Below are 23,517 nucleotides of genomic sequence, written 5' to 3'. Positions count from 1 at the left end.
CAAGCATTAATCGCGGGTAGTTAACGCCGGTGATTCTGGTTAACAAAAGCGGTGCAATATGCAAGTTTTTATCATGCGTCACGGCGACGCGGCACTCGATGCCGCCAGTGACTCAGTACGTCCTTTAACCGTCTGCGGCTGCGACGAATCTCGTCAGATGGCGAACTGGCTTAAAGGTCAAAAAGTGGACATTGAACGCGTTCTGGTGAGTCCGTTCCTGCGTGCTGAACAGACGCTGGATGTGGTAGGGGAGTGTATGAACCTGCCGACCAGCGTGGATGTTCTCCCTGAACTCACGCCGTGTGGTGATGTCGGCCTTGTCAGTGCCTACCTGCAGGCGCTGTGCAATGAAGGTGTCGCTTCTGCACTGGTCATTTCCCACCTGCCACTGGTTGGCTATCTGGTATCTGAACTGTGCCCGGGCGAGACGCCACCGATGTTTACAACCTCCGCCATTGCCAACGTCACCCTCGACGAAACCGGCAAAGGGGTCTTCAACTGGCAAATGAGTCCATGCAATCTCCGGATGGCGAAAGCAATCTGAGGTGACGTGCGATAAGGCGGGAGCAACTATGCCTCCCGCCATGTTTTCAGGGCAGTTCTGGCGGTTGCCACTCTTCAACTTCAATCAACACCAGCAAGGCGGCATCTCCGCCGTACTCTTTGGGCGCCTGATGAAACGCCATCACGTGTGGATGCTGAGCCAGCCACAGCGGCGTTTGTTGCTTAAGAACATGTTTACCGTGGCCGTGCATCACGCAGGCACAAAACACATGTTCGCGGCGACAGGCGGCAATCAACGCCCCCAGCTCCTGTTTCGCCTGCATCTGCGTCAAACCATGCAAATCGAGAAACAGCTCGGGTGAATAATCTCCCCGGCGTAATTTTTTTAGCTCAAAGTGGCTGACATCTTCGCGAACGTACTTGACCGCACCCTGCGTGTTAAGCAGCGGCTGAAACTCATCGGAAAAATAGTGGCTATTATCCGCCTGCTCCTGCAATAGCCTTTTGACCGGCACTTCGCTGACTTTTTTGCGCATCGGCCGGTGGACAATGGTGTCCTGCTTGATTTGACGCGTACCAGTCATGAGCTGACGGAAGAGCGCCTGATCCTCCTCGCTGAGCGATGTTTTCTTTTTCATTCGTCGTTCTCATCTCGTATTTCCGATAGTGTACCCGACTAAACGCATTTTTTAACCTCAAGCGGTACGCGTCATTGCTGATTTATCGCCGTCTTCATGGCAAACTAGCCGCCGAAAATTATGCGAGCATGCCCTGGAGGAAAGAGTGGATAAAATTTTTGTCGATGAAGCAGTAAACGAGCTGCATACCATACAGGACATGTTGCGCTGGTCGGTTAGCCGCTTCAGCGCCGCCAATATCTGGTACGGACACGGTACGGATAACCCGTGGGATGAAGCTGTTCAACTGGTGCTGCCTTCTCTCTACCTGCCGCTCGATATTCCGGAAGACATGCGCACCGCGCGTCTGACCTCCAGCGAAAAACACCGCATCGTTGAGCGTGTGATCCGCCGCGTGAACGAGCGTATTCCGGTAGCCTATCTGACCAACAAAGCCTGGTTCTGCGGTCACGAATTCTATGTTGATGAACGCGTGCTGGTGCCGCGCTCGCCGATTGGTGAGCTGATCAACAACCACTTCGAAGGGCTGATTAACCGTCAACCGCAGCACATTCTGGATATGTGTACCGGCAGCGGCTGCATTGCCATTGCCTGCGCTTATGCCTTCCCGGAAGCGGAAGTGGACGCGGTGGACATCTCCACCGACGCACTGGCGGTAACCGAACACAATATCGAAGAACACGGGCTGATCCACCATGTTACGCCTATCCGCTCCGATCTGTTCCGTGACCTGCCGACGCTGCAGTACGATCTGATCGTAACCAACCCGCCGTACGTGGATGCGGAAGATATGTCCGATCTGCCAAACGAATACCGTCACGAGCCAGAATTGGGTCTGGCATCGGGTTCTGACGGCCTGAAGCTGACCCGTCGCATTCTGGCCTGCGCACCGGATTATCTGACCGACGACGGCGTTCTGATTTGTGAAGTGGGCAACAGCATGGTACATCTGATAGAGCAGTACCCGGATGTGCCGTTCACCTGGCTTGAGTTCGACAACGGCGGTGACGGCGTCTTTATGCTGACCAAAGCGCAGCTGCTCGACGCGCGCGAACATTTCAGCATCTACAAAGATTAATCCAGCGGGCTTCGGCCCGTTTCACAACGCTCACACACAAATAACGACATCGGAGCCGTGATGGCAGGAAACAGTATTGGACAAATATTCCGCGTGACCACCTTTGGTGAGTCGCACGGGCTGGCACTGGGCTGTATCGTTGACGGCGTACCGCCAGGCATCGAACTCACCGAAGCCGATTTACAGCACGACCTTGACCGTCGTCGTCCGGGCACCTCTCGCTACACCACGCAGCGTCGCGAGCCGGACCAGGTCAAAATACTCTCAGGCGTTTTTGAAGGCCGCACCACCGGGACCAGTATTGGTCTGCTGATTGAAAACACCGACCAGCGTTCTCAGGACTACGGTGCCATCAAAGATGTGTTCCGTCCGGGCCATGCTGACTACACCTACGAACAAAAGTACGGTTTTCGCGACTATCGCGGCGGTGGGCGCTCCTCCGCGCGTGAAACTGCGATGCGCGTCGCCGCAGGGGCAATTGCCAAGAAATACCTGCAGCAGAAATTTGGCATCGTGATCCGCGGGTGCCTGACCCAGATGGGTGACATTCCGCTGGCCATTAAAGACTGGGAGCAGGTTGAACAAAACCCGTTCTTCTGTGCTGATGTTGAGAAGCTGGAGGCGCTGGACGAGCTGATGCGTGGCCTGAAAAAAGAGGGCGACTCTATCGGTGCAAAAGTGACCGTGGTGGCTGACGGCGTACCGCCAGGCTGGGGTGAGCCTGTATTTGACCGTCTGGACGCGGACATTGCCCACGCGCTGATGAGCATCAACGCGGTGAAGGGCGTTGAAATTGGCGACGGTTTTGACGTGGTTCAGCTTCGCGGCAGCCAGAACCGTGACGAAATTACAAAAGAGGGCTTCCAGAGCAATCATGCGGGTGGCATTCTCGGCGGCATCAGCAGCGGGCAGCAAATTATTGCCAATATCGCGCTGAAGCCAACGTCCAGCATTACCGTGCCGGGCCACACGATTAACCGCTCTGGTGAAGAAGTTGAGATGATCACCAAAGGACGTCACGATCCGTGTGTCGGGATCCGCGCGGTGCCGATCGCAGAAGCCATGCTGGCAATCGTGTTGATGGATCACTTCCTGCGCCAGCGTGCGCAGAATGCGGATGTGACGACCACCATTCCACGCTGGTAACTATGAAAAAAACCGCAATTGTTCTGCTGGCGTTACTCGCCAGTGGGGCCAGTCTGGCCGCCACGCCATGGCAAAAAATCACTCACCCGGTGGCGGGAAGCGCGCAGTCGATTGGTGCGTTCTCCAATGGCTGTATCGTTGGTGCGCAGGAGCTTCCTCTGCAGTCGGATACTTATCAGGTGATGCGTACCGACCAGCGTCGTTACTTCGGCCACCCGGATCTGGTGCTGTTTATCCAGCGTCTGGGTAACCAGGTGCATAACCTGGGGCTGGGTACGATGCTGATTGGCGATATGGGTATGCCTGCTGGCGGTCGTTTCAACGGTGGGCACGCCAGTCACCAGACCGGGCTGGATGTGGATATTTTCCTGCAGTTGCCTAAAACGCGCTGGACCTCGGCCCAACTGCTGAAGCCGCAGGCGCTGGATCTGGTGGCGCGCGACGGCAAAAGCGTTGTGCCATCGCTGTGGACACCGGATGTTTTCAGCCTGATTAAGCTGGCAGCGAAGGACAACGAGGTCACGCGGATCTTCGTTAACCCGGCCATCAAGCAGCAGCTCTGCCTGGATGAGGGAACCGATCGCGACTGGCTGCGCAAAGTGCGTCCGTGGTTCCAGCATCGTGCGCATATGCACGTACGTCTGCGCTGCCCGGCAAACAGTCTGGAATGTGAAGATCAGCCGCTACCACCGCCAGGCGATGGCTGCGGTGCGGAACTGCAAAGCTGGTTTGAACCGGCAAAACCTGGAACCTCTAAGCCTGAGAAGAAGACACCGCCTCCGTTGCCGCCTTCCTGCCAGGCGCTACTGGATGAGCATGTACTTTAATGGATAATTTCGTCGACCTGTTTATGGTGTCACCGCTGCTGCTGGTGGTGCTGTTCTTTGTGGCAATGCTGGCCGGTTTTATCGATGCCCTCGCGGGCGGTGGCGGATTGCTTACCGTTCCGGCGCTGCTGGCGGCGGGCATGAGCCCGGCTCAGGCGCTTGCCACCAACAAGCTTCAGGCCTGCGGCGGGTCCCTTTCCGCGTCGCTCTATTTTATTCGCCGTAAGGTGGTTAATCTTGCCGACCAGAAGCTCAATATTCTGATGACCTTCATCGGCTCAACCTCCGGTGCGCTGTTGGTTCAGCACGTACAGTCTGACATTTTGCGTCAGATCCTGCCGGTGCTGGTCATCTGTATTGGCCTCTACTTTCTGCTGATGCCTAAGCTTGGTGAAGAGGACAGGCAGCGTCGGCTGCATGGTCTGCCGTTCGCGCTTATCGCAGGCGGCTGCGTCGGGTTTTACGATGGCTTCTTTGGCCCAGGCGCCGGGTCGTTCTATGCCCTGGCGTTTGTCACGCTGGCCGGATTTAACCTCGCCAAATCTACCGCCCACGCTAAAGTGCTGAATGCCACCTCGAACGTCGGCGGCCTGCTGCTGTTTATCATCGGCGGCAAGGTTATCTGGGCAACCGGGTTTGTGATGATGGCGGGGCAGTTTTTAGGCGCGCGCGCGGGCTCGCGTCTGGTATTAAGCAAAGGACAGAAGCTGATTCGCCCGATGATCGTCATCGTCTCGGCGGTGATGAGCGCCAAGCTTCTTTATGACAGCCATGGACAGGAGATCCTCACCTGGCTGGGGATGAATGCATGAACAGTACGCATAACTATGAACAGCTGATTGAGATTTTTGACGGCTGTTTTGCTGATGATTTTAATACCCGTCTGATTAAAGGCGACGACGAACCGATCTATCTTCCTGCTGATGCAGAGGTGCCCTATAACCGCATCGTGTTTGCGCACGGTTTCTATGCCAGTGGCCTGCATGAGATTTCACACTGGTGCATTGCGGGAAAAGCGCGTCGCGAGCTGGTGGACTTTGGTTACTGGTACTGTCCGGACGGACGTGACGCGGCCACGCAGGGTCAGTTTGAAGATGTGGAAGTCAAACCGCAGGCGCTGGAGTGGCTGTTCTGCGTGGCGGCGGGTTTCCCGTTCAACGTCAGCTGTGACAATCTCGAAGGGGATTTCGAGCCAGACCGTATTCTCTTCCAGCGCCGCGTACATGCGCAGGTGATGGAGTATCTTAAGAAAGGCATCCCGGAACGCCCGGCACGCCTGATCAAGGCTTTACAGAATTATTACCATACGCCGGAGATCACGGCGGAATGCTTCCCGTGGCCGGAAGATCTTTAACAGAGGAAAGAAGATGATCGCAGAATTTGAATCACGCATTCTGGCGTTAATTGATGACATGGTGGAACACGCCAGTGATGATGAGCTGTTCGCCAGCGGTTATCTGCGTGGTCACCTGACGCTGGCCGTTGCCGAGCTGGAAGCCGGGGACGATCACTCTGCCGAGGCCATTCATGATGAAGTGAGCCGCAGTCTGGAAAAAGCCATCCAGGCGGGCGAGCTTTCTCCCCGCGACCAGTCTCTGGTGCTGGGTATGTGGGACAACCTGTTCCAGCAGGCGAAAGCGAAGTAAGCGTTTCACCTCCCTCTCCCGGTGGGAGAGGGTACCCTACTTAACCTGCTTCCCCTTCAGCAATTTCCGCACCCACAAACGATTCGGATTCAGCCCCGCGAGCGTGGTGCTGTCCAGCGGAATGGGCTCATCGCTCATTTGCGCGGCTAACGCTTCCGCCAGCAGCGGTGCAGAACATAACCCGCGCGATCCCAGTCCGCCCAGCATAAACAGCTCCGGATAGACCGGTGAGACCACTGCCGTCTCCTTGTGTTCAGCCAGATCCTGATACGCCTCAAGCGTTGCCTCATAGTCCGGTACATTTCCCGCCATGGGCAGATGATCGCGGGTGGCGCAGCGTACGCCGCAGCGCGCTTCGCCCTCGCTGACGTCAACCTCTCTTGCCCACGCCGCGTCCGGGAAGCAGTCAATCAGGCGCTGACGGTTCTGCTGCTGATCCTCCTCGCGGTAATGCGTGTCTGTTTCACCGCGATGGTAACTGGCACCAATGCAGTGATGAGCGTTAGACGGATTTTGCGGCGTCAGGTAGCCGTCATAGCACAGCACCTGGCGTAGTTGGCTCAGTGCAGGCGCGGTCGGAATATGGCTCACCTGGCCGCCAACCGGATAAACGGGCAATGTCTCTGTCTGGACAAACTGATTGATGTGATGTCCGTTTGCCAGCACAACGCTGGCATGCGTGACCTCTTTGCCATCGGCAAAGCGCAGGGTCCAGTGGGCTGTCCGGCTAAGCGATGCAACCTTATGAGCATAATGCACCGTCAGCCCACGTGACTGTGCCAGGGTAATCGCCGCAGTGGTCAGTTCGGCAGGGCACAGCCAGCCGCCGAGCGGATACTGAATACCGCCGCAGCCCGTCTCAACGCCGGTGGTGTCTGTCACCGTTTGCGCACTTACCGCGCGGGCAATCTCTTCCGGCAGCCCCAGCGACAGCATCTGCGCGATTTTTTGCTGGCTCTTTTCATCCCAGCCGAGCTGCGTCACGCCGCACCAGTCATGATCGAACGCCACCGGAAGGGTGTCGTATACGCGACGGGCAAAGGTAAAGGCCGCGGGGAAAAACTGGAACAGCGCCGGGTCGTGCGCGCTTAAAAGCGGATAAAGGGCTCCCTGACGGTTGCCGGAGGCGCCGTTTGCCGGAGCCGGGTCAGCACAGTAGAGCGTCACCTGCCAGCCGCGGTGTAAAAGCGCGAGCGAAAGCAGAGCGCTGGCAATCCCTCCGCCGATTATCGCCACCTCACGGGAGGCGCTGGCGCGGCGTGCAAACCAGGGCGCCCGGGCGGGGATCGCCAGCGTCTGCTCCATCGTCCCGACCAGCATGTCGCGCTTGCGGCCAAACCCTTTGGTTTTTCGCATCGTAAAGCCTGCTTCCTGTAAGCCGCGGCGGACAAACCCCGCCGAGGTAAAGGTCGCGAGCGTTGCGCCAGGCCGCGCCAGACGCCCCATGGCGCTAAACAGATGCTGACTCCACATCTCCGGGTTTTTGGCTGGCGCAAACCCGTCAAGGAACCACGCGTCCACCTTCTGGTTCATCGAATCATCAAGCTTATCGGTCAGTTCGTTGATATCGCCGAGCCATAAGTCCAGCGTGACGCGTCCACCGTCCAGCAGCAGACGATGGCAACCGCCGATGGCGGGCGGCCACTGCGCCTGAAGCTGTTCAGCCCAAGGGGCAAGCTCCGGCCAGCGCTGGTGCGCCAGGTGCAGGTCGTGCGCGGTGAGTGGAAATTTTTCGAAACTGATGAAATGTAATCTTTGTAGCGTAGCCTCAGGATGGGCAGCGTGAAACTGGTCGAAAGCCTGCCAGAGGGTCAAAAAATTCAGCCCGGTACCGAACCCGCTCTCTGCGACGACAAACAGACTGCGCGGATGGGCGGGAAAGCGTGCGCTGAGCTGATTTCCGTCGAGGAAAACATAGCGGGTTTCTTCCAGTCCGTTATCATTAGAAAAATAGACGTCATCAAAATCTCGGGAAACAGGTGTACCCTCAGCGTTGAATTCGAGGTTGGCGGGTTGTATAGCGTTTTGTTTCACGTAAGTTACTCGTCTGACAGGCAGTGGCACGATCTTAACGATGTGAGTCCATCGGTGCAAATTTCCGCAGAAAATGTCTGATCGGACTTGTTCGGCGTACAAGTGTACGCTATTGTGCGACTCGAAACTTACTATAGTGCGACTTACAGAGGTATTGAATGAAACGTGCAGTGATTACTGGCCTGGGCATTGTTTCCAGCATCGGTAATAACCAGCAGGAAGTCCTGGCATCTCTGCGTGAAGGACGCTCCGGGATCACTTTCTCTGAAGAGTTTAAAGATTCAGGTATGCGTAGCCACGTATGGGGTAACGTCAAACTGGACACCACCGGTTTGATTGACCGTAAAGTGGTTCGTTTCATGAACGATGCCTCTATTTATGCTTATCTCTCCATGCAGGAAGCGATCAAAGATTCGGGCCTGAGCGAAGAGGTTTACCAGAACAACCCGCGCGTGGGTCTGATTGCCGGTTCCGGTGGTTCATCCAAAGCGCAGGTATTCGGTGCTGACGCCATGCGTAGCCCGCGTGGTCTGAAAGCAGTAGGTCCGTACGTGGTAACCAAAGCCATGGGTTCTGCGGTTTCCGCGTGCCTGGCAACCCCATTCAAAATTCACGGTGTGAACTACTCCATCAGCTCTGCATGTGCGACGTCCGCACACTGCATCGGTAATGCTGTTGAGCAGATCCAACTGGGTAAACAGGACATCGTATTTGCTGGCGGCGGCGAAGAGCTGGGCTGGGAAATGGCTTGTGAATTCGACGCAATGGGTGCCCTGTCTACCAAATACAATGAAACCCCGGCTAAAGCATCCCGTACCTATGATGCGCACCGTGACGGTTTTGTTATCGCAGGCGGCGGCGGTATGGTTGTGGTTGAAGAGCTGGAACACGCTCTGGCACGTGGCGCGCACATCTACGCTGAGATCGTGGGCTACGGTGCAACGTCTGACGGCGCTGACATGGTTGCTCCATCCGGCGAAGGTGCGGTGCGCTGCATGAAGATGGCGATGCACGGTGTTGATACCCCAATCGACTACCTGAACTCCCACGGGACTTCTACGCCGGTAGGCGATGTGAAAGAACTGGGTGCGATCCGTGAAGTCTTCGGCGACAACAGCCCGGCAATCTCCGCGACCAAAGCCATGACCGGTCACTCTCTGGGTGCAGCTGGCGTGCAGGAAGCAATCTACTCTCTGCTGATGCTGGAAAATGGCTTTATCGCGCCAAGCATCAACATCGAAGAGATGGACGAGCAGGCAGCGGGCCTGAACATCGTGACCGAAACCACTGAACGTGAGCTGACGACCGTGATGTCCAACAGCTTTGGTTTTGGCGGCACCAACGCCACGCTGGTCATGCGCAAGCTGAAAGCGTAAGCGTTTGAAGGTATAGTAGAAGGGAGCCGCGAGGCTCCCTTTTTTTATGCCTGAACACGGAGTTACGCATGAAGGCCGTTATCCCTGAGAAGAGTACCCCTTCCGGGAACCTTTCCCTTTTCCGTATCGCCTTTGCGGTATTTCTGACCTACATGACCGTTGGCCTGCCGCTGCCTGTTATCCCGCTGTTTGTTCACCAGGAGCTGGGCTACGGTAATACCCTGGTTGGCATCGCCGTGGGTATTCAGTTTTTAGCTACCGTATTAACCCGCGGCTACGCCGGGCGTCTGGCGGACCAGCACGGTGCCAAACGCTCAGCGCTGCAGGGCATGTTTGCCTGCGGGCTGGCGGGCGCAGCGTGGCTGCTTGCCGCGCTTCTGCCGGTCGACGCAGCGTATAAATTTGCCCTGCTGGTGGTGGGACGTTTAATTCTCGGCTTTGGTGAAAGCCAGTTGCTGACCGGCACCCTGACCTGGGGAATGGGGCTGGTAGGCTCTGCGCGCTCGGGCAAGGTGATGTCCTGGAACGGTATGGCTATCTATGGCGCACTCGCGGCAGGTGCGCCGCTGGGGCTGTTGATCCACAGCCAGTTCGGTTTTGCCGCGCTGGCGGCCACCACCATGCTGTTACCGCTGCTGGCATGGGCATTTAACGGCTCGGTGCGCAAAGTACCTGCCCATAAAGGTGAGCGTCCTTCCCTGTGGAGCGTAATAGGTCAAATCTGGCAGCCGGGGCTGGGGCTGGCGCTACAGGGTGTGGGCTTCGCGGTGATTGGGACATTCGTTTCGCTGTACTTTATGAGCCGCGGCTGGGCGATGGCGGGCTTTACGCTAACCGCCTTTGGTGGCGCGTTTGTCCTGATGCGCGTGCTGTTCGGCTGGATGCCGGATCGCTTTGGTGGCGTGAAGGTGGCCGTGGCGTCGCTGGTGATTGAGACCCTCGGTTTGCTGCTGCTGTGGTATGCCCCTGTGGCCTCCGTTGCCCTTCTCGGAGCGGCACTGACCGGCTGCGGCTGTTCCCTGATCTTCCCGGCGCTGGGGGTTGAGGTGGTAAAACGCGTCGCGCCACAGGTGCGCGGTACGGCGTTGGGCGGTTATGCGGCGTTTCAGGACATCTCATACGGTGTCACCGGACCGCTGGCGGGGCTCCTGGCCACGTCGTTTGGCTATCCGTCCGTCTTCCTGGCAGGTGCGGTTTCAGCCGTTGTTGGGATCGTGGTGACGCTGGTGGCGTTTCGCAGGTCTTGAGCCGTTGTTGCCGGGTGGCGGCTTCGCCTTACCCGGCCTACGGTTCGGGTCGTTGTAGGCCCGGTAAGCGCAGCGCCACCGGGCAAAACATCAGGCAACCAGCCAGAAAATCGCCAGCGCAATCAGTAACGCAATAAACAGCAATCCCGGACGCGCAGAGAGGGTTCTGAAGGTCTCCACCACCGGCGCAAACAGCGGGCTGTAGATCGGTTGAATATCCCTGACTTCCGGCACACCGCCTTCGCGCTCGGCGCGGCGAATAAAGATCTGATTCAGCAAATCTTGTACCTGCGCGGTGGTCAGTACCGTTTGCGGCGTGGCCTGCCAGGTCTGCTGGGCGTAATCCCTAATCACCTCAAATTCATGCGGCTCCAGCGGCTGCTTCAGTGCCGCCTGTAGCGTATGCAGGGTAGGGGTACTTTGGGTGCTCAACGTCTGGCGAGCCTGTAGCCAGGTGACCAGATGCGTAAACTGTTTGGCCGGGATCAGCTCGCCCGCTTTCACGCCGGAAAGCTCCAGCATCGACTGCCAGATAAGCTTTGTTGATTCGCCGGTGGCGGCGGCCAGCCTGGTCACCATCTGATTCAACGTATTGTGTTCAGCAGGCAGCAGCGGACGCTCGGTTGACGGACGCTGTTGCGGTTGCGGGATGGTCAGCTGATTGGTTTGCAGCAGCGTCAGCACGGTTTTCAACTGCTCTGGCGTTAGCTGGCTCAGGGCGGTCTGGCCAAACTGCTGTCGAATGAAATCACTGACTGCCTGACGGTTGTTGCCCTGGCTCAACAGCTCGGTCAGTTGTGCAACTATCTGGCGAGTGGTGTGATTTTGTTGTGCGGCGGTAATACGCTGATTCAGATTTTGCTCGGCCGCAGGGAAGTGGCGCGACTGCAACGGTGCATCGTTCCGGACGCCTAAATCATGCTTTACCCCGGCCCAGACTTCCGCATTTTGCTGTGAAGTGAGCGCGATCAGGCGCGTGATCAGGCGCTCCAGCACGGTGCGCTGCTGCGTGGAAAGCGGTTGTTCACCTGCAACGTTTGGCGTGACAGGGCCTTCACCCGGAGGGCGTGGTGGCGTACCTGAAATAGGCTGCATCGTCAAAAATCCTTAAAGTCAAAACTCAGCGTAAACCCGGCATGCATATATGCCTGGCGGCCAGATTATGGCACACTTGGCAGGTTTTCTTCCTCTCAAACAGGTACTCAGACGTGAAAATCCTCGTTGATGAAAATATGCCTTACGCCCGCGAGCTCTTTAGCCGCCTTGGTAATGTTAAGGCTGTCCCTGGTCGACCCATTCCGGTAAACGAGCTGGATGATGCCGATGCCCTGATGGTGCGCTCGGTGACCAAAGTAAATGAGGCGTTGCTCTCCGGCAAAGCGATTAAATTCGTCGGAACCGCAACGGCCGGGACGGATCATGTGGATGACAAGTGGCTTAAGCAGGCGGGGATCGGGTTTTCCGCCGCGCCTGGCTGTAACGCCATTGCGGTAGTGGAATACGTTTTCTCTTCTCTGCTGATGCTGGCAGAGCGCGACGGTTTTGCGCTGAAAGACCGCACCGTAGGCATTGTCGGGGTGGGCAACGTGGGAGGACGCCTGCAAAAACGCCTTGAGGCGTTAGGCATTCGCACCCTGCTGTGTGATCCGCCGCGTAAAGACAACGGTGATGAAGGCGACTTCCGCCCCCTGGATGAGCTGGTTGAAGCATGTGACGTCATCACCTTCCATACGCCCCTCTTCAAAGAGGGGGCCTATAAGACGCTCCATCTTGCTGACGAGGCGCTGATCCGTCGTCTGAAGGCTGGCACTATTCTGATAAATGCCTGTCGTGGCCCGGTCGTCGATAACGCCGCGTTGCTGAAATGTCTGGAAGAGGGGCAGGATCTCAGCGTGGTGCTGGACGTCTGGGAGCCGGAGCCCGATCTCAACGTTGCGCTGCTGAACAAGGTCGACGTTGCAACCGCGCATATTGCGGGTTATACGCTCGAAGGAAAGGCCCGTGGTACAACCCAGGTCTTTGAGGCCTATAGCGCCTTTATTGGCCGTCCGCAGCAGGTGGCGCTGGACACTTTACTCCCCGCACCTGAATTTGGCCGCATTACCCTGCATGGCCCGCTCGATCAGGCAACGCTGAAAAGGCTGGTTCATTTGGTGTATGATGTGCGCCGCGATGATGCGCTGCTGCGTAAAGTGGCGGGGATCCCGGGGGAGTTTGACAAGCTGCGCAAGAATTACGTTGAGCGCCGTGAATGGTCTTCTCTGTATGTCATGTGCGATGACGCGTCGGCGGCAGCGCTGCTGCATAAACTGGGTTTTAACGCCGTTCATCACCCGGCGCATTAATGTCTTCTTAACGCTCCCTGTTGGATACTCCGACAGGGACGCTTTTTTATTTCTGGAGTAAACCACCATGTCTGAAGGCTGGAACATTGCCATTTTAGGTGCCACGGGTGCCGTGGGTGAAGCCCTGCTCGAAACCCTTGCTGAGCGTCAGTTCCCGGTGGGTGATATCTATGCACTGGCGCGCACTGACAGCGCCGGTGAGCATCTGCGTTTTGGCGGCAAATCCGTCATGGTTCAGGATGCCGCCGAATTCGACTGGACGCAGGCGCAGCTGGCCTTTTTTGCGGCAGGTGCTGAAGCCACCGCGTCGTACATTGAAGACGCGACGAATTCTGGCTGTCTGGTGATCGATCTGAGCGGCCTGTTCTCGATGGAGCCGGATGTCCCGCTGGTGGTGCCGGACGTGAACCCGTTTGTCCTGGCCGACTACCGTAACCGCAATATCATTGCGGTTCCCAATAGCCTGACCAGCCAGCTGCTGACCGCTCTTAAACCTTTAATCGACGATGGCGGTCTGTCGCGTATCACCGTGACCAGCCTGCTTTCCGCTTCTGCGCAAGGCAAAAAGGCCGTCGACGCGCTGGCCGGACAGAGTGCGAAGCTCCTGAACGGCATCCCGATTGACGAAGACGATTTCTTCGGCCGTCAGCTGGCATTCAATATGCTGCCGCTGCTGCCGGATCGTGAAGGCTCCGTGCGTGAAGAGCGCCGTATCGTCGACGAAGCGCGCAAAATTCTGCAGGACGAGGGGCTGATGATCTCCGCAAACGTCGTGCAGTCGCCGGTCTTTTACGGTCATGCGCAGATGGTAGGTTTCGAAGCCCTGCGTCCGCTGGCCGCTGAAGAAGCGCGTGATGCGTTCGGCCGCGGTGAAGACATTGTGCTCTCCGAAGAGAGTGAATTCCCGACGCAGGTTGGCGATGCCACCGGCAGCGCACACCTCTCGGTGGGCTGCGTACGGAATGATTACGGTATGCCGGAGCAGGTTCAATTCTGGTCCGTAGCCGATAACGTGCGCTTCGGCGGCGCGCTGATGGCGGTCAAAATCGCTGAAAAACTGGTGCAGGAGTATCTGTACTGATGTCAGACGTGGAACAAAAGCCGGTTCATAAAGTCGCCCTCGGTATCGAGTACGACGGCAGTAAATATTATGGCTGGCAGCGTCAAAATGAGGTGCGCAGTGTCCAGGAAAAACTGGAGAAAGCGCTCTCTCAGGTGGCGAACGAACCGATTAACGTCCTGTGTGCAGGACGCACTGACGCCGGTGTCCACGGAACGGGGCAGGTGGTTCACTTTGAAACCACCGCCGTGCGCAAGGACGCTGCCTGGACGTTGGGTGTAAATGCGAATTTACCTGGTGACATTGCGGTGCGCTGGGTGAAAGCTGTGCCGGATGATTTTCATGCGCGTTTCAGCGCCACTGCGCGCCGTTATCGCTATGTCATCTACAATCAGCGTCTTCGTCCGGCGGTGTTAAGCCAGGGCGTGACGCATTTTTATGAACCGCTGGATGCAGAACGTATGCATCGTGCGGCGCAGTGTCTGATTGGTGAAAATGACTTTACCTCGTTCCGTGCGGTGCAGTGTCAGTCCCGCACGCCGTGGCGTAACGTCATGCACATAAACGTCAGCCGTTTTGGCGCGTATGTGGTGGTGGATATCAAAGCCAATGCCTTTGTACATCATATGGTGCGGAATATTGTGGGCAGCCTGATGGAAGTGGGTGCCGGACACCAGCCGGAGAGCTGGATTGCAGAACTGCTGGCAGCGAAGGACAGAACGCTTGCCGCAGCAACGGCGAAAGCGGAAGGGCTGTATCTGGTCTCGGTGGACTATCCGGACCGGTTTGACCTGCCAAAACCGCCAATGGGCCCGCTGTTTCTGGCGGACTAAACAAAGGTGCAATTAAGGCTTAGACAATATGGACGTAATACGTTTTCTGATTGATTTCATTCTGCATATTGATGTTCACCTGGCGGAGTTGGTCGCGCAGTATGGCGTCTGGGTGTATGCCATTCTGTTCCTCATTCTGTTCTGTGAAACCGGTCTGGTAGTCACGCCATTTCTGCCGGGGGATTCGCTGCTGTTCGTCGCGGGGGCGTTATCTGCGCTGCCTGGCAACGATTTGAATGTGCACATAATGGTGGTGCTGATGGTGATCGCCGCAATTGTCGGTGACGCGGTCAACTACACCATTGGACGGGTCTTCGGTGAGCGCTTATTCAGCAATCCGGACTCAAAAATTTTCCGTCGTAGCTATTTAGATAAAACCCACGCGTTTTATGAGCGCCACGGTGGAAAAACCATTATCCTTGCGCGTTTTGTGCCTATTGTGCGTACATTTGCGCCATTTGTGGCGGGAATGGGGCACATGTCCTATCGTCATTTTGCGGCATACAACGTCATTGGCGCGCTGCTGTGGGTGCTGCTCTTTACCTATGCAGGCTACCTGTTTGGCGATCTCCCTGTAGTTCAGGAAAACCTTAAGTTACTGATTGTAGCGATTATTGTGCTTTCTGTTTTACCGGGTGTTATCGAAATCATTCGTCACAAGCGCGCGGCAGCAAAGCAAGCGAAGTAAATGCACGCAGGCGGTTCGACCACTTTTTTATCCAAAGTTTCGGGCTGTTATGTTTTAATGTGCAACATTCATGGTCTGTTGGAGGCAAAAATGGCATTATTCGCCTCTTACAGCAAAACTGGCATACGACCAGGTTCAGGCAGAAAGGTTATCAATGAGCTGGATTGAACGAATTAAAAGCAACATTACCCCAACGCGTAAAGCGAGCATTCCTGAAGGGGTATGGACGAAGTGTGATAGCTGTGGTCAGGTTCTGTATCGCGCAGAACTGGAACGCAATCTTGAGGTGTGTCCGAAGTGTGACCACCACATGCGCATGACGGCGCGTAATCGCCTGCACAGCCTGCTGGACGAAGGTTCTCTGGTAGAACTGGGTAGCGAGCTTGAGCCAAAAGATGTGCTCAAGTTCCGTGATTCCAAAAAATATAAAGATCGCCTGGCCTCTGCACAGAAAGAGACCGGCGAGAAAGACGCGCTGGTCGTGATGAAAGGCACCCTGCACGAGATGCCGGTAGTGGCCGCCGCGTTTGAGTTCTCCTTCATGGGTGGCTCAATGGGTTCCGTGGTCGGTGCGCGCTTTGTGCGTGCTGTTGAGCAGGCACTGGAAGACAACTGCCCGCTGATCTGCTTCTCCGCCTCTGGCGGTGCACGTATGCAAGAAGCGCTGATGTCCCTGATGCAGATGGCGAAAACCTCTGCTGCGCTGGCTAAAATGCAGGAGCGCGGTCTGCCGTACATCTCTGTACTGACCGACCCAACCATGGGTGGCGTTTCTGCAAGCTTTGCGATGCTGGGCGATCTGAACATCGCTGAGCCAAAAGCGCTGATCGGCTTTGCTGGTCCTCGCGTTATCGAGCAGACCGTACGTGAAAAACTGCCGCCGGGCTTCCAGCGCAGTGAGTTCCTCATTGAGAAAGGCGCGATTGACATGATCGTCCGCCGCCCGGAAATGCGCCTGAAACTGGCGAGCATCCTGGCGAAGCTGATGAATCTGCCGGCGCCGAACCCGGATGAGCCGCGCGAAGGCGTGGTAGTACCGGATCAGGAACCCGAGGCCTGATAACTGAAAAGGGCAGGGCCGGTTGGCGCTGCCCTTTTGCTTTATAAACTGTTAATGACAACCGGGCATCATGGAAAATAAAAGCATTCCCCAAGCCACGTCGCCCCTGGCCACGTGGCTTTCTTATCTGGAAAACCTGCACAGTAAAACCATTGATATGGGGCTTGAACGCGTAAGCCAGGTTGCTGCGCGTCTCGATGTGCTGAAACCTGCGCCGTTTGTTTTTACCGTCGCCGGAACCAACGGTAAAGGCACCACCTGCCGTACGCTTGAAGCTGTCCTGATGGCTGCCGGTTACAAGGTTGGTGTCTACAGCTCTCCGCACCTGGTACGTTATACCGAGCGGGTTCGCATGCAAAACAGCGAACTGCCAGAGTCTGCGCATACGGCGTCGTTCGCAGAAATTGAAGCGGCGCGCGGTGAGATTTCATTAACCTATTTCGAATACGGCACTCTGTCGGCGCTGTGGCTGTTTAAACAGGCGCAGCTGGACGTGGTGATTCTGGAAGTGGGCCTCGGCGGGCGTCTGGATGCCACCAATATGGTGGATGCCGATGTGGCGGTGGTCACCAGCATTGCCCTGGATCATACCGACTGGCTCGGCCCCGATCGCGAAAGTATTGGCCGTGAGAAGGCCGGTATTTTCCGCACGAATAAGCCCGCGGTGGTTGGCGAGCCGGATATGCCGCACACCATTGCCGACGTGGCGAAAGAGAAGGGCGCTCACCTGCTGCGCCGGGGTGTGGACTGGCAGTATGAGGTTCAGAACAACGGCTGGCGCTATCGCGATGCGCAGGGAACGCTGGAGAATCTGCCCCTGCCGCAGGTACCGCAACCTAATGCCGCCACCGCCCTGGCGGCACTGCGCGCAAGCGGGCTGGCGGTGAGCGAACAGGCCATCCGCGACGGTATTCAGAATGCGATTCTGCCCGGGCGTTTTCAGATTGTCAGCGACGCTCCGCGGCTGATACTGGATGTCGCACATAACCCGCATGCTGCGGCGTATCTCGCCGCGCGTCTCAAATCGTTACCAAAAACCGGGCGCGTGCTGGCGGTTATCGGTATGCTTCATGATAAAGATATCGGCGGTACGCTGGCCTGCATGGAGAGTGTGGTCGATAGCTGGTATTGTGCTCCTCTGGAGGGGCCGCGCGGTGCGACGGCCGAGCAGTTACTGGAACATCTCGGCAAAGGCGCAATCTACAATAGCGTGGCTCAGGCCTGGCAAGCCGCGATGGCGGATGCTAAACCAGAAGATACCGTGCTGGTGTGTGGTTCGTTCCACACGGTGGCACATGTCATGGAAGTGATGGACGCGGGGAGAACCGGTGGCGAGTAAGTTTCAGAACCGTTTAACAGGAACCATTGTGCTGGTCGCGCTCGGGGTGATTATCCTCCCGGGTCTGCTCGACGGGCAGAAAAAGCATTACCAGGATGAATTTGCAGCCATTCCGCTGGTGCCGAAGCCGGGCGATCGCGACGAACCGGATATGCTGCCTGCGGCGACCCAGGCGCTGCCTGCTCAGCCGCCGGAAGGGGCGGCTGAAGAGGTGCGTGCCGGGGATGCGGCCGCGCCGTCCCTCGATCCGTCTCGTCTGGCGGCGAATAACAACATCGAAATCGATCCGGTGCCGGTAGAGCAGCCGAAACCGGTTGAAAAACCGAAGCCGGTGGAAAAAACACAGCCGAAACCGCAGCGGGATAAAGCAGCAGAACAGCTGGCCGCGGCTTCAGAGACGCCGCCTGCGGCAAAACCGGCCCAGCAAGAGGCTGCACCGACGGGTAAAGCCTACGTTGTGCAGTTGGGTGCGCTGAAAAATGCCGATAAGGTCAATGAGGTAGTGGGTAAGCTGCGCAGTGCGGGTTATCGCGTTTACACTTCACCTTCCACGCCGGTGCAGGGTAAAATCACCCGTATCCTTGTGGGGCCAGAAGCGTCTAAGGATAAGCTCAAAGGCTCGCTCGGTGAGCTGAAGCAGATCTCTGGCCTGAGCGGTGTGGTGATGAACTACAGCGCGAACTGATAAGGTTCCCCTCACCCCGGCCCTCTTCCCAAAGGGGAGAGGGTGAGGGGGAGTGGCAGACGTCCAAAGAGACGTAATAAGCCAACGGCGTTGAACATTTTTTCAGCGCCTTTTTTATTTACGCGCGGGAAGGAAATCCCTACGCAAACGTTTTCTTTTTCTGTTAGAATTCGCCCCGAACTGGATGACAGGGCGTTACATCGTGGGACACATATGGTCTGGATTGATTACGCCATCATTGCGGTGATTGGTTTTTCCTGTCTGGTTAGCCTGATCCGTGGCTTTGTTCGTGAAGCGTTATCGCTGGTGACTTGGGGTTGTGCTTTCTTTGTTGCCAGTCATTACTACACTTACCTGTCTGTCTGGTTCACGGGCTTTGAAGATGAACTGGTCCGAAATGGAATCGCCATCGCGGTGCTGTTTATCGCGACGCTGATTGTCGGCGCTATCGTGAATTACGTGATAGGTCAGCTGGTCGAGAAAACCGGTCTGTCAGGAACGGACAGGGTGCTCGGGATCTGTTTCGGGGCATTACGAGGCGTGCTGATTGTGGCCGCGATACTGTTCTTCCTGGATACCTTTACCGGGTTCTCCAAAAGTGAAGACTGGCAGAAATCGCAGCTCATTCCAGAGTTCAGCTTCATCATCAGGTGGTTCTTTGACTATCTGCAAAGCTCGTCGAGTTTCTTGCCCAGAGCGTAACCCGCTCTGAGATGTGGCTTAACGAGGAAAAGACGAATGTGCGGTATTGTCGGTATCGCCGGTTTCATGCCGGTAAACCAGTCGATTTATGACGCGTTAACGGTGCTTCAGCACCGTGGGCAGGATGCTGCGGGTATCATCACCATTGATGCAAACAACTGCTTCCGTTTACGTAAGGCGAATGGCCTGGTAAACGATGTGTTTGAAGCCCGCCATATGCAGCGTCTGCAAGGTAATATGGGGATCGGTCACGTTCGTTATCCTACTGCTGGCAGTTCCAGCGCCTCTGAGGCACAGCCTTTCTACGTCAACTCACCGTATGGCATCACGCTTGCTCACAACGGCAACCTGACCAACGCGCATGAGCTGCGTAAAAAGCTGTTTGAAGAGAAACGTCGCCACATTAACACCACCTCTGATTCAGAAATCCTGCTCAACGTGTTCGCGAGCGAGCTGGATAATTTCCGCCACTATCCGCTGGAAGCAGACAATATCTTTGCCGCCGTTGCTGCGACAAACCGCCAGATCCGCGGTGCCTATGCCTGCGTGGCGATGATTATCGGTCACGGAATGGTCGCCTTCCGCGATCCAAACGGTATCCGCCCGCTGGTGCTCGGCAAGCGTGACCTGGGTGATGGCCGTACCGAATATATGGTTGCCTCTGAAAGCGTGGCGCTGGACACCCTGGGCTTCGAATTCCTGCGTGATGTAGCTCCTGGCGAAGCGGTCTATATCACTGAGAAGGGCCAGCTGTTTACCCGCCAGTGTGCAGACAACCCGGTCAGCAACCCGTGCCTGTTCGAATACGTATATTTCGCCCGTCCGGACTCGTTTATCGATAAGATCTCCGTCTACAGCGCCCGCGTGAACATGGGAACCAAGCTGGGTGAGAAGATTGCCCGCGAGTGGGACGATCTGGACATCGACGTGGTCATTCCTATCCCGGAAACGTCCTGCGATATCGCGCTGGAAATCGCCCGCATTCTGGATAAGCCATACCGTCAGGGCTTCGTGAAGAACCGCTACGTTGGCCGTACCTTTATCATGCCGGGTCAGCAGCTGCGCCGTAAGTCTGTGCGTCGTAAACTGAACGCTAACCGCGCTGAGTTCCGCGACAAGAACGTGCTGCTGGTGGATGACTCCATTGTACGTGGCACCACCTCAGAGCAGATTATCGAGATGGCGCGTGAAGCCGGTGCGAAGAAAGTGTATCTGGCCTCTGCGGCGCCAGAGATTCGCTTCCCGAACGTGTATGGCATTGATATGCCTACCGCGAATGAGCTGATTGCCCACGGCCGTGAAGTGGACGAGATTCGCCAGATCATCGGTGCCGATGGCCTGATTTTCCAGGATCTGAACGATCTTATCGACGCGGTGCGCGCCGAGAACCCGGATATTCAGCAATTTGAATGTTCCGTGTTTAACGGGGTTTACGTCACCAAAGATGTTGATCAGCAGTATCTGGACTATCTCGATTCGCTGCGCAACGACGATGCGAAAGCCGTCCAGTTGCAAAACGATCTCGAAAGCTTAGAGATGCACAACGAAGGTTAATTGTGCAGGCAAGTGAGGGCCTTCGCCCTCACTTGCAACTCCCCGCAAAATCCTGCACAGTCTGCCCTGAAATCAGTAAGGGCGAAAATCATGAAACGACTCATTGTTGGGCTTAGCGGCGCCAGTGGCGCGATCTACGGCGTGCGTCTGTTGCAGGTGCTGCGTGACGTGGCGGAAGTTGAAACCCATCTGGTGATGAGCCAGGCGGCGCGTCAGACCCTCTCCCTCGAAACCGATCTCTCCCTGCGCGATGTCCAGGCGCTGGCGGATGTGGTACACGATGCCCGCGATATCGCTGCCAGCATCTCCTCCGGCTCGTTTAAAACCGCGGGCATGGTGATATTGCCCTGTTCAATTAAGACCCTCTCCGGCATCGTTAACAGCTATACCGACACGCTGGTGACGCGTGCGGCGGACGTGGTGCTGAAGGAGCGTCGTCCTCTGGTGCTTTGCGTGCGCGAAACGCCGCTGCATCTGGGGCATCTGCGTTTAATGACCCAGGCCGCTGAACTGGGCGCGGTGATCATGCCGCCGGTGCCGGCGTTTTATCATCGTCCGGCCTCGCTCGATGACGTGATTAATCAGACAGTGAACCGCGTGCTGGATCAGTTTGATATCGACCTGCCCGAAGACCTCTTCACCCGCTGGCAGGGCGCCTGATTCTGTGCACAAACAGCGTGCATGAACAGAGACGATGCCCTGTTTCAGGGCAAAATTGCAACGGCGATCATATCCTCGACATTTAATTCGTTTTTTCCCTTTTTCTCTTTCCGGTTCGTTCGGCAGACCTGCTATCTTTCACCATTAAGGCAATATCGCAACGTTTTATTAACATATTTAACGTCAAAATTTTGACCCGACGGCAATGTGGCATAAGACCTGCAAGAGAAGCCTGCAACACAACACACAACACAATACATAATAAAATCACGGTACTTGAGGGTAAATGTATGAAGAAGACGGTTCTGGCTCTGTCTTTGCTGGTGGGGTTAAGTGCAGCCGCAGGTAGCTACGCAGCGCTTCCACAGACAGTGCGTATCGGTACAGACGCAACCTACGCGCCATTCTCTTCCAAGGATGCGAAAGGCGATTTCGTAGGGTTTGATATCGATCTGGGTAATGAGATGTGCAAACGCATTGCGGTGAAATGCACATGGGTGGGCAGCGACTTTGACGCGTTAATTCCGTCGCTGAAAGCCAAGAAAATCGACGCCATTATCTCTTCTCTTTCCATCACCGAAAAACGTCAGCAGGAGATTGCCTTCTCTGACAAGCTCTACGCCGCGGATTCCCGTCTGATTGCGGCAAAAGGCTCCCCCATTCAGCCAACCATTGACTCCCTGAAAGGCAAGCATGTCGGCGTGCTGCAGGGGTCGACTCAGGAAGGTTATGCCAATGCAAACTGGCGTGAGAAGGGCGTTGACGTGGTGGCTTACCAGAACCAGGATCTGATTTATTCTGACCTGGCGGCCGGTCGTCTGGATGCGGCATTCCAGGATGAGGTTGCCGCAAGTGAAGGCTTCCTGAAACAGCCGGCAGGTAAAGACTACGCCTTTGCTGGCCCGTCCGTGAAAGACAAAAAATACTTTGGTGACGGCACCGGTATTGGCCTGCGTAAAGATGATACCGAGCTGAAAGCCGCCTTCGACAAAGCGTTTGCAGAACTGCGCAAAGACGGTACCTACGACAAACTGGCGAAGAAATACTTCGACTTCAACGTCTACGGTGATTGATACTCGATGATGTTGCACTGTTCTGGTGCATTGCGGGTGTGATTGATCCAATATGGTGCGTTTCGTGCACCGTATTGGATCGCTGTGTGCATACTTACGCATTTATCATGCAAAAAATCTCGCCTGAAAGGCATTAATCTTTGCCTGATGGCGTGGATTGATGGCACATTAGCACCACCCCGTCGTCGTAAAAATCACGTAAGAAGACAGTTTGTTGAGGACAGATATGAAAAAACTCGTGTTGTCGTTATCTCTGGTGCTGGCCTTTTCCAGCGCTACCGCGGCGTTCGCAGCAATTCCGCAGAAAATTCGTATTGGTACCGACCCTACCTATGCCCCGTTCGAATCTAAGAATTCGAAGGGTGAACTGGTCGGTTTTGACATTGATCTGGCCAATGAGCTGTGCAAACGCATCAAAGCGCAGTGTACCTACGTTGAGAACCCGCTGGATGCACTGATCCCATCACTGAAAGCCAAAAAAATCGACGTTATCATGTCCTCGCTTTCCATCACTGAAAAACGTCAGCAGGAGATTGCCTTCACCGACAAACTCTATGCGGCAGATTCTCGTCTGGTGGTGGCTAAATCGTCTGACATCCAGCCAACCCTCGAATCACTGAAAGGCAAACGCGTGGGCGTGCTGCAGGGCACTACCCAGGAAACCTACGGTAATGAACACTGGGCACCGAAGGGGATTGAAATCGTCTCTTATCAGGGCCAGGAAAATATCTACGCTGATCTGACGGCAGGCCGTATCGACGCCGCTTTCCAGGATGAAGTTGCCGCGAGTGAAGGCTTCCTGAAGACGCCGGTAGGTAAAGATTACAAATTTGGCGGCCCATCCATTAAAGATGTGAAGTTGTTTGGTGTCGGCACCGGTATGGGTCTGCGTAAAGAAGACAACGAGCTGCGCGAAGCGCTGAACAAAGCGTTTGCTGAAATGCGCGCTGACGGCACGTACGACAAACTGGCGAAAAAGTACTTCGATTTTAATGTTTACGGCGGCTAATCGCCCCGTCAAA

At 56.1% G+C, this 23,517-nt stretch carries 24 protein-coding genes; 21 read left to right on the top strand and 3 right to left on the bottom strand.

What is annotated here, in order from left to right:
* Positions 1–58: 58 nt before the first annotated feature.
* Positions 59–544, top strand: coding sequence for a phosphohistidine phosphatase SixA (gene sixA, locus ACQG22_RS16665; RefSeq protein ID WP_014832802.1), 486 nt, complete (start codon positions 59–61; stop codon positions 542–544).
* Positions 545–590: 46 nt separating this feature from the next.
* Here the strand turns inward: sixA and smrB are convergent, their stop codons facing one another.
* Positions 591–1,142: an endonuclease SmrB gene (smrB, locus tag ACQG22_RS16660; RefSeq protein ID WP_013098153.1), complete on the bottom strand. Its 552-nt coding sequence runs from the start codon at positions 1,140–1,142 to the stop codon at positions 591–593.
* A gap of 145 nt (positions 1,143–1,287) precedes the next feature.
* On the opposite strand from smrB, the gene prmB reads away from it, so the two are divergent.
* From prmB to ACQG22_RS16630, 6 genes are read left to right on the top strand one after another with little or no spacing between them, the layout of a single operon-like run.
* Positions 1,288–2,220, top strand: a complete 933-nt coding sequence (gene prmB, locus ACQG22_RS16655; RefSeq protein WP_013098152.1) for a 50S ribosomal protein L3 N(5)-glutamine methyltransferase — start codon at positions 1,288–1,290, stop codon at positions 2,218–2,220.
* Positions 2,221–2,280: 60 nt separating this feature from the next.
* A complete protein-coding gene (gene aroC / locus ACQG22_RS16650; protein WP_023619788.1) occupies positions 2,281–3,366 on the top strand; it encodes a chorismate synthase in 1,086 nt (361 codons plus the stop codon).
* Between the two features lie 2 nt (positions 3,367–3,368).
* On the top strand, positions 3,369–4,193 hold the full coding sequence (mepA, locus tag ACQG22_RS16645; protein ID WP_029881746.1) for a penicillin-insensitive murein endopeptidase: 825 nt from the start codon (positions 3,369–3,371) through the stop codon (positions 4,191–4,193).
* Positions 4,193–5,005 (top strand): sulfite exporter TauE/SafE family protein, encoded by an 813-nt coding sequence (locus tag ACQG22_RS16640; RefSeq protein ID WP_013098149.1) that lies wholly within the window; start codon positions 4,193–4,195, stop codon positions 5,003–5,005. The genes mepA and ACQG22_RS16640 overlap by 1 nt, the downstream gene beginning before the upstream one ends.
* Positions 5,002–5,547 carry an elongation factor P hydroxylase gene (locus ACQG22_RS16635; RefSeq protein WP_161657377.1) on the top strand — a complete coding sequence of 182 codons (546 nt, stop codon included), beginning with the start codon at positions 5,002–5,004 and terminating at the stop codon, positions 5,545–5,547. Before ACQG22_RS16640 ends, ACQG22_RS16635 begins: the two co-directional genes overlap by 4 nt.
* 13 nt (positions 5,548–5,560) lie before the next feature.
* Positions 5,561–5,839 carry a YfcL family protein gene (locus tag ACQG22_RS16630; RefSeq protein ID WP_013098147.1) on the top strand — a complete coding sequence of 93 codons (279 nt, stop codon included), beginning with the start codon at positions 5,561–5,563 and terminating at the stop codon, positions 5,837–5,839.
* Positions 5,840–5,875: 36 nt separating this feature from the next.
* Here ACQG22_RS16630 and mnmC read toward each other — a convergent pair whose 3' ends face one another.
* Entirely contained in the window at positions 5,876–7,873 is a 1,998-nt protein-coding gene (mnmC, locus tag ACQG22_RS16625) for a bifunctional tRNA (5-methylaminomethyl-2-thiouridine)(34)-methyltransferase MnmD/FAD-dependent 5-carboxymethylaminomethyl-2-thiouridine(34) oxidoreductase MnmC (protein WP_369706724.1), read from the bottom strand.
* Positions 7,874–8,031: 158 nt separating this feature from the next.
* On the opposite strand from mnmC, the gene fabB reads away from it, so the two are divergent.
* Positions 8,032–9,249, top strand: a complete 1,218-nt coding sequence (fabB, locus tag ACQG22_RS16620; protein WP_013098145.1) for a beta-ketoacyl-ACP synthase I — start codon at positions 8,032–8,034, stop codon at positions 9,247–9,249.
* 68 nt (positions 9,250–9,317) lie between these two features.
* A complete protein-coding gene (locus ACQG22_RS16615) occupies positions 9,318–10,496 on the top strand; it encodes an MFS transporter (RefSeq protein ID WP_336339959.1) in 1,179 nt (392 codons plus the stop codon).
* A gap of 90 nt (positions 10,497–10,586) precedes the next feature.
* Here ACQG22_RS16615 and flk read toward each other — a convergent pair whose 3' ends face one another.
* Complete coding sequence (flk, locus tag ACQG22_RS16610; RefSeq protein WP_020690619.1) at positions 10,587–11,591, bottom strand: flagella biosynthesis regulator Flk; 1,005 nt, start codon at positions 11,589–11,591, stop codon at positions 10,587–10,589.
* Positions 11,592–11,704: 113 nt separating this feature from the next.
* On the opposite strand from flk, the gene pdxB reads away from it, so the two are divergent.
* The 12 genes from pdxB to hisJ all read left to right on the top strand — a co-directional run bounded on the left by pdxB (position 11,705) and on the right by hisJ (position 23,504).
* Positions 11,705–12,841, top strand: a complete 1,137-nt coding sequence (gene pdxB, locus ACQG22_RS16605) for a 4-phosphoerythronate dehydrogenase PdxB (protein ID WP_038984389.1) — start codon at positions 11,705–11,707, stop codon at positions 12,839–12,841.
* Positions 12,842–12,908: 67 nt separating this feature from the next.
* A complete protein-coding gene (locus ACQG22_RS16600) occupies positions 12,909–13,922 on the top strand; it encodes an aspartate-semialdehyde dehydrogenase (protein ID WP_013098141.1) in 1,014 nt (337 codons plus the stop codon).
* Entirely contained in the window at positions 13,922–14,734 is an 813-nt protein-coding gene (gene truA, locus ACQG22_RS16595) for a tRNA pseudouridine(38-40) synthase TruA (protein WP_013098140.1), read from the top strand. Before ACQG22_RS16600 ends, truA begins: the two co-directional genes overlap by 1 nt.
* A gap of 28 nt (positions 14,735–14,762) precedes the next feature.
* Positions 14,763–15,422, top strand: a complete 660-nt coding sequence (locus ACQG22_RS16590; RefSeq protein ID WP_013098139.1) for a DedA family protein — start codon at positions 14,763–14,765, stop codon at positions 15,420–15,422.
* 154 nt (positions 15,423–15,576) lie between these two features.
* Complete coding sequence (gene accD, locus ACQG22_RS16585; RefSeq protein ID WP_013098138.1) at positions 15,577–16,482, top strand: acetyl-CoA carboxylase, carboxyltransferase subunit beta; 906 nt, start codon at positions 15,577–15,579, stop codon at positions 16,480–16,482.
* A gap of 70 nt (positions 16,483–16,552) precedes the next feature.
* The gene (folC, locus tag ACQG22_RS16580) at positions 16,553–17,821 is read left to right on the top strand and encodes a bifunctional tetrahydrofolate synthase/dihydrofolate synthase (RefSeq protein WP_114518873.1); all 1,269 of its coding nucleotides are present in this window, start codon (positions 16,553–16,555) and stop codon (positions 17,819–17,821) included.
* The gene (gene dedD / locus ACQG22_RS16575) at positions 17,811–18,506 is read left to right on the top strand and encodes a cell division protein DedD (RefSeq protein ID WP_014832787.1); all 696 of its coding nucleotides are present in this window, start codon (positions 17,811–17,813) and stop codon (positions 18,504–18,506) included. The genes folC and dedD overlap by 11 nt, the downstream gene beginning before the upstream one ends.
* A gap of 213 nt (positions 18,507–18,719) precedes the next feature.
* Positions 18,720–19,208 carry a colicin V production protein gene (gene cvpA / locus ACQG22_RS16570; RefSeq protein WP_000262116.1) on the top strand — a complete coding sequence of 163 codons (489 nt, stop codon included), beginning with the start codon at positions 18,720–18,722 and terminating at the stop codon, positions 19,206–19,208.
* Positions 19,209–19,244: 36 nt separating this feature from the next.
* Positions 19,245–20,762: an amidophosphoribosyltransferase gene (purF, locus tag ACQG22_RS16565; protein WP_014832786.1), complete on the top strand. Its 1,518-nt coding sequence runs from the start codon at positions 19,245–19,247 to the stop codon at positions 20,760–20,762.
* A 90-nt stretch (positions 20,763–20,852) separates the two neighbouring features.
* Entirely contained in the window at positions 20,853–21,422 is a 570-nt protein-coding gene (locus ACQG22_RS16560) for a UbiX family flavin prenyltransferase (RefSeq protein ID WP_020690624.1), read from the top strand.
* 290 nt (positions 21,423–21,712) lie between these two features.
* Complete coding sequence (gene argT, locus ACQG22_RS16555) at positions 21,713–22,495, top strand: lysine/arginine/ornithine ABC transporter substrate-binding protein ArgT (RefSeq protein WP_013098132.1); 783 nt, start codon at positions 21,713–21,715, stop codon at positions 22,493–22,495.
* A gap of 226 nt (positions 22,496–22,721) precedes the next feature.
* Positions 22,722–23,504 carry a histidine ABC transporter substrate-binding protein HisJ gene (gene hisJ / locus ACQG22_RS16550; protein ID WP_008502592.1) on the top strand — a complete coding sequence of 261 codons (783 nt, stop codon included), beginning with the start codon at positions 22,722–22,724 and terminating at the stop codon, positions 23,502–23,504.
* The last annotated feature ends 13 nt before the right edge of the window (positions 23,505–23,517 follow it).

The sequence above is a fragment of the Enterobacter cloacae complex sp. 309I3 genome (assembly GCF_050031595.1).
GTDB classification, from domain to species: Bacteria; Pseudomonadota; Gammaproteobacteria; order Enterobacterales; family Enterobacteriaceae; genus Enterobacter; species Enterobacter cloacae.
This window is presented reverse-complemented; position numbering and strand designations above follow the sequence as displayed.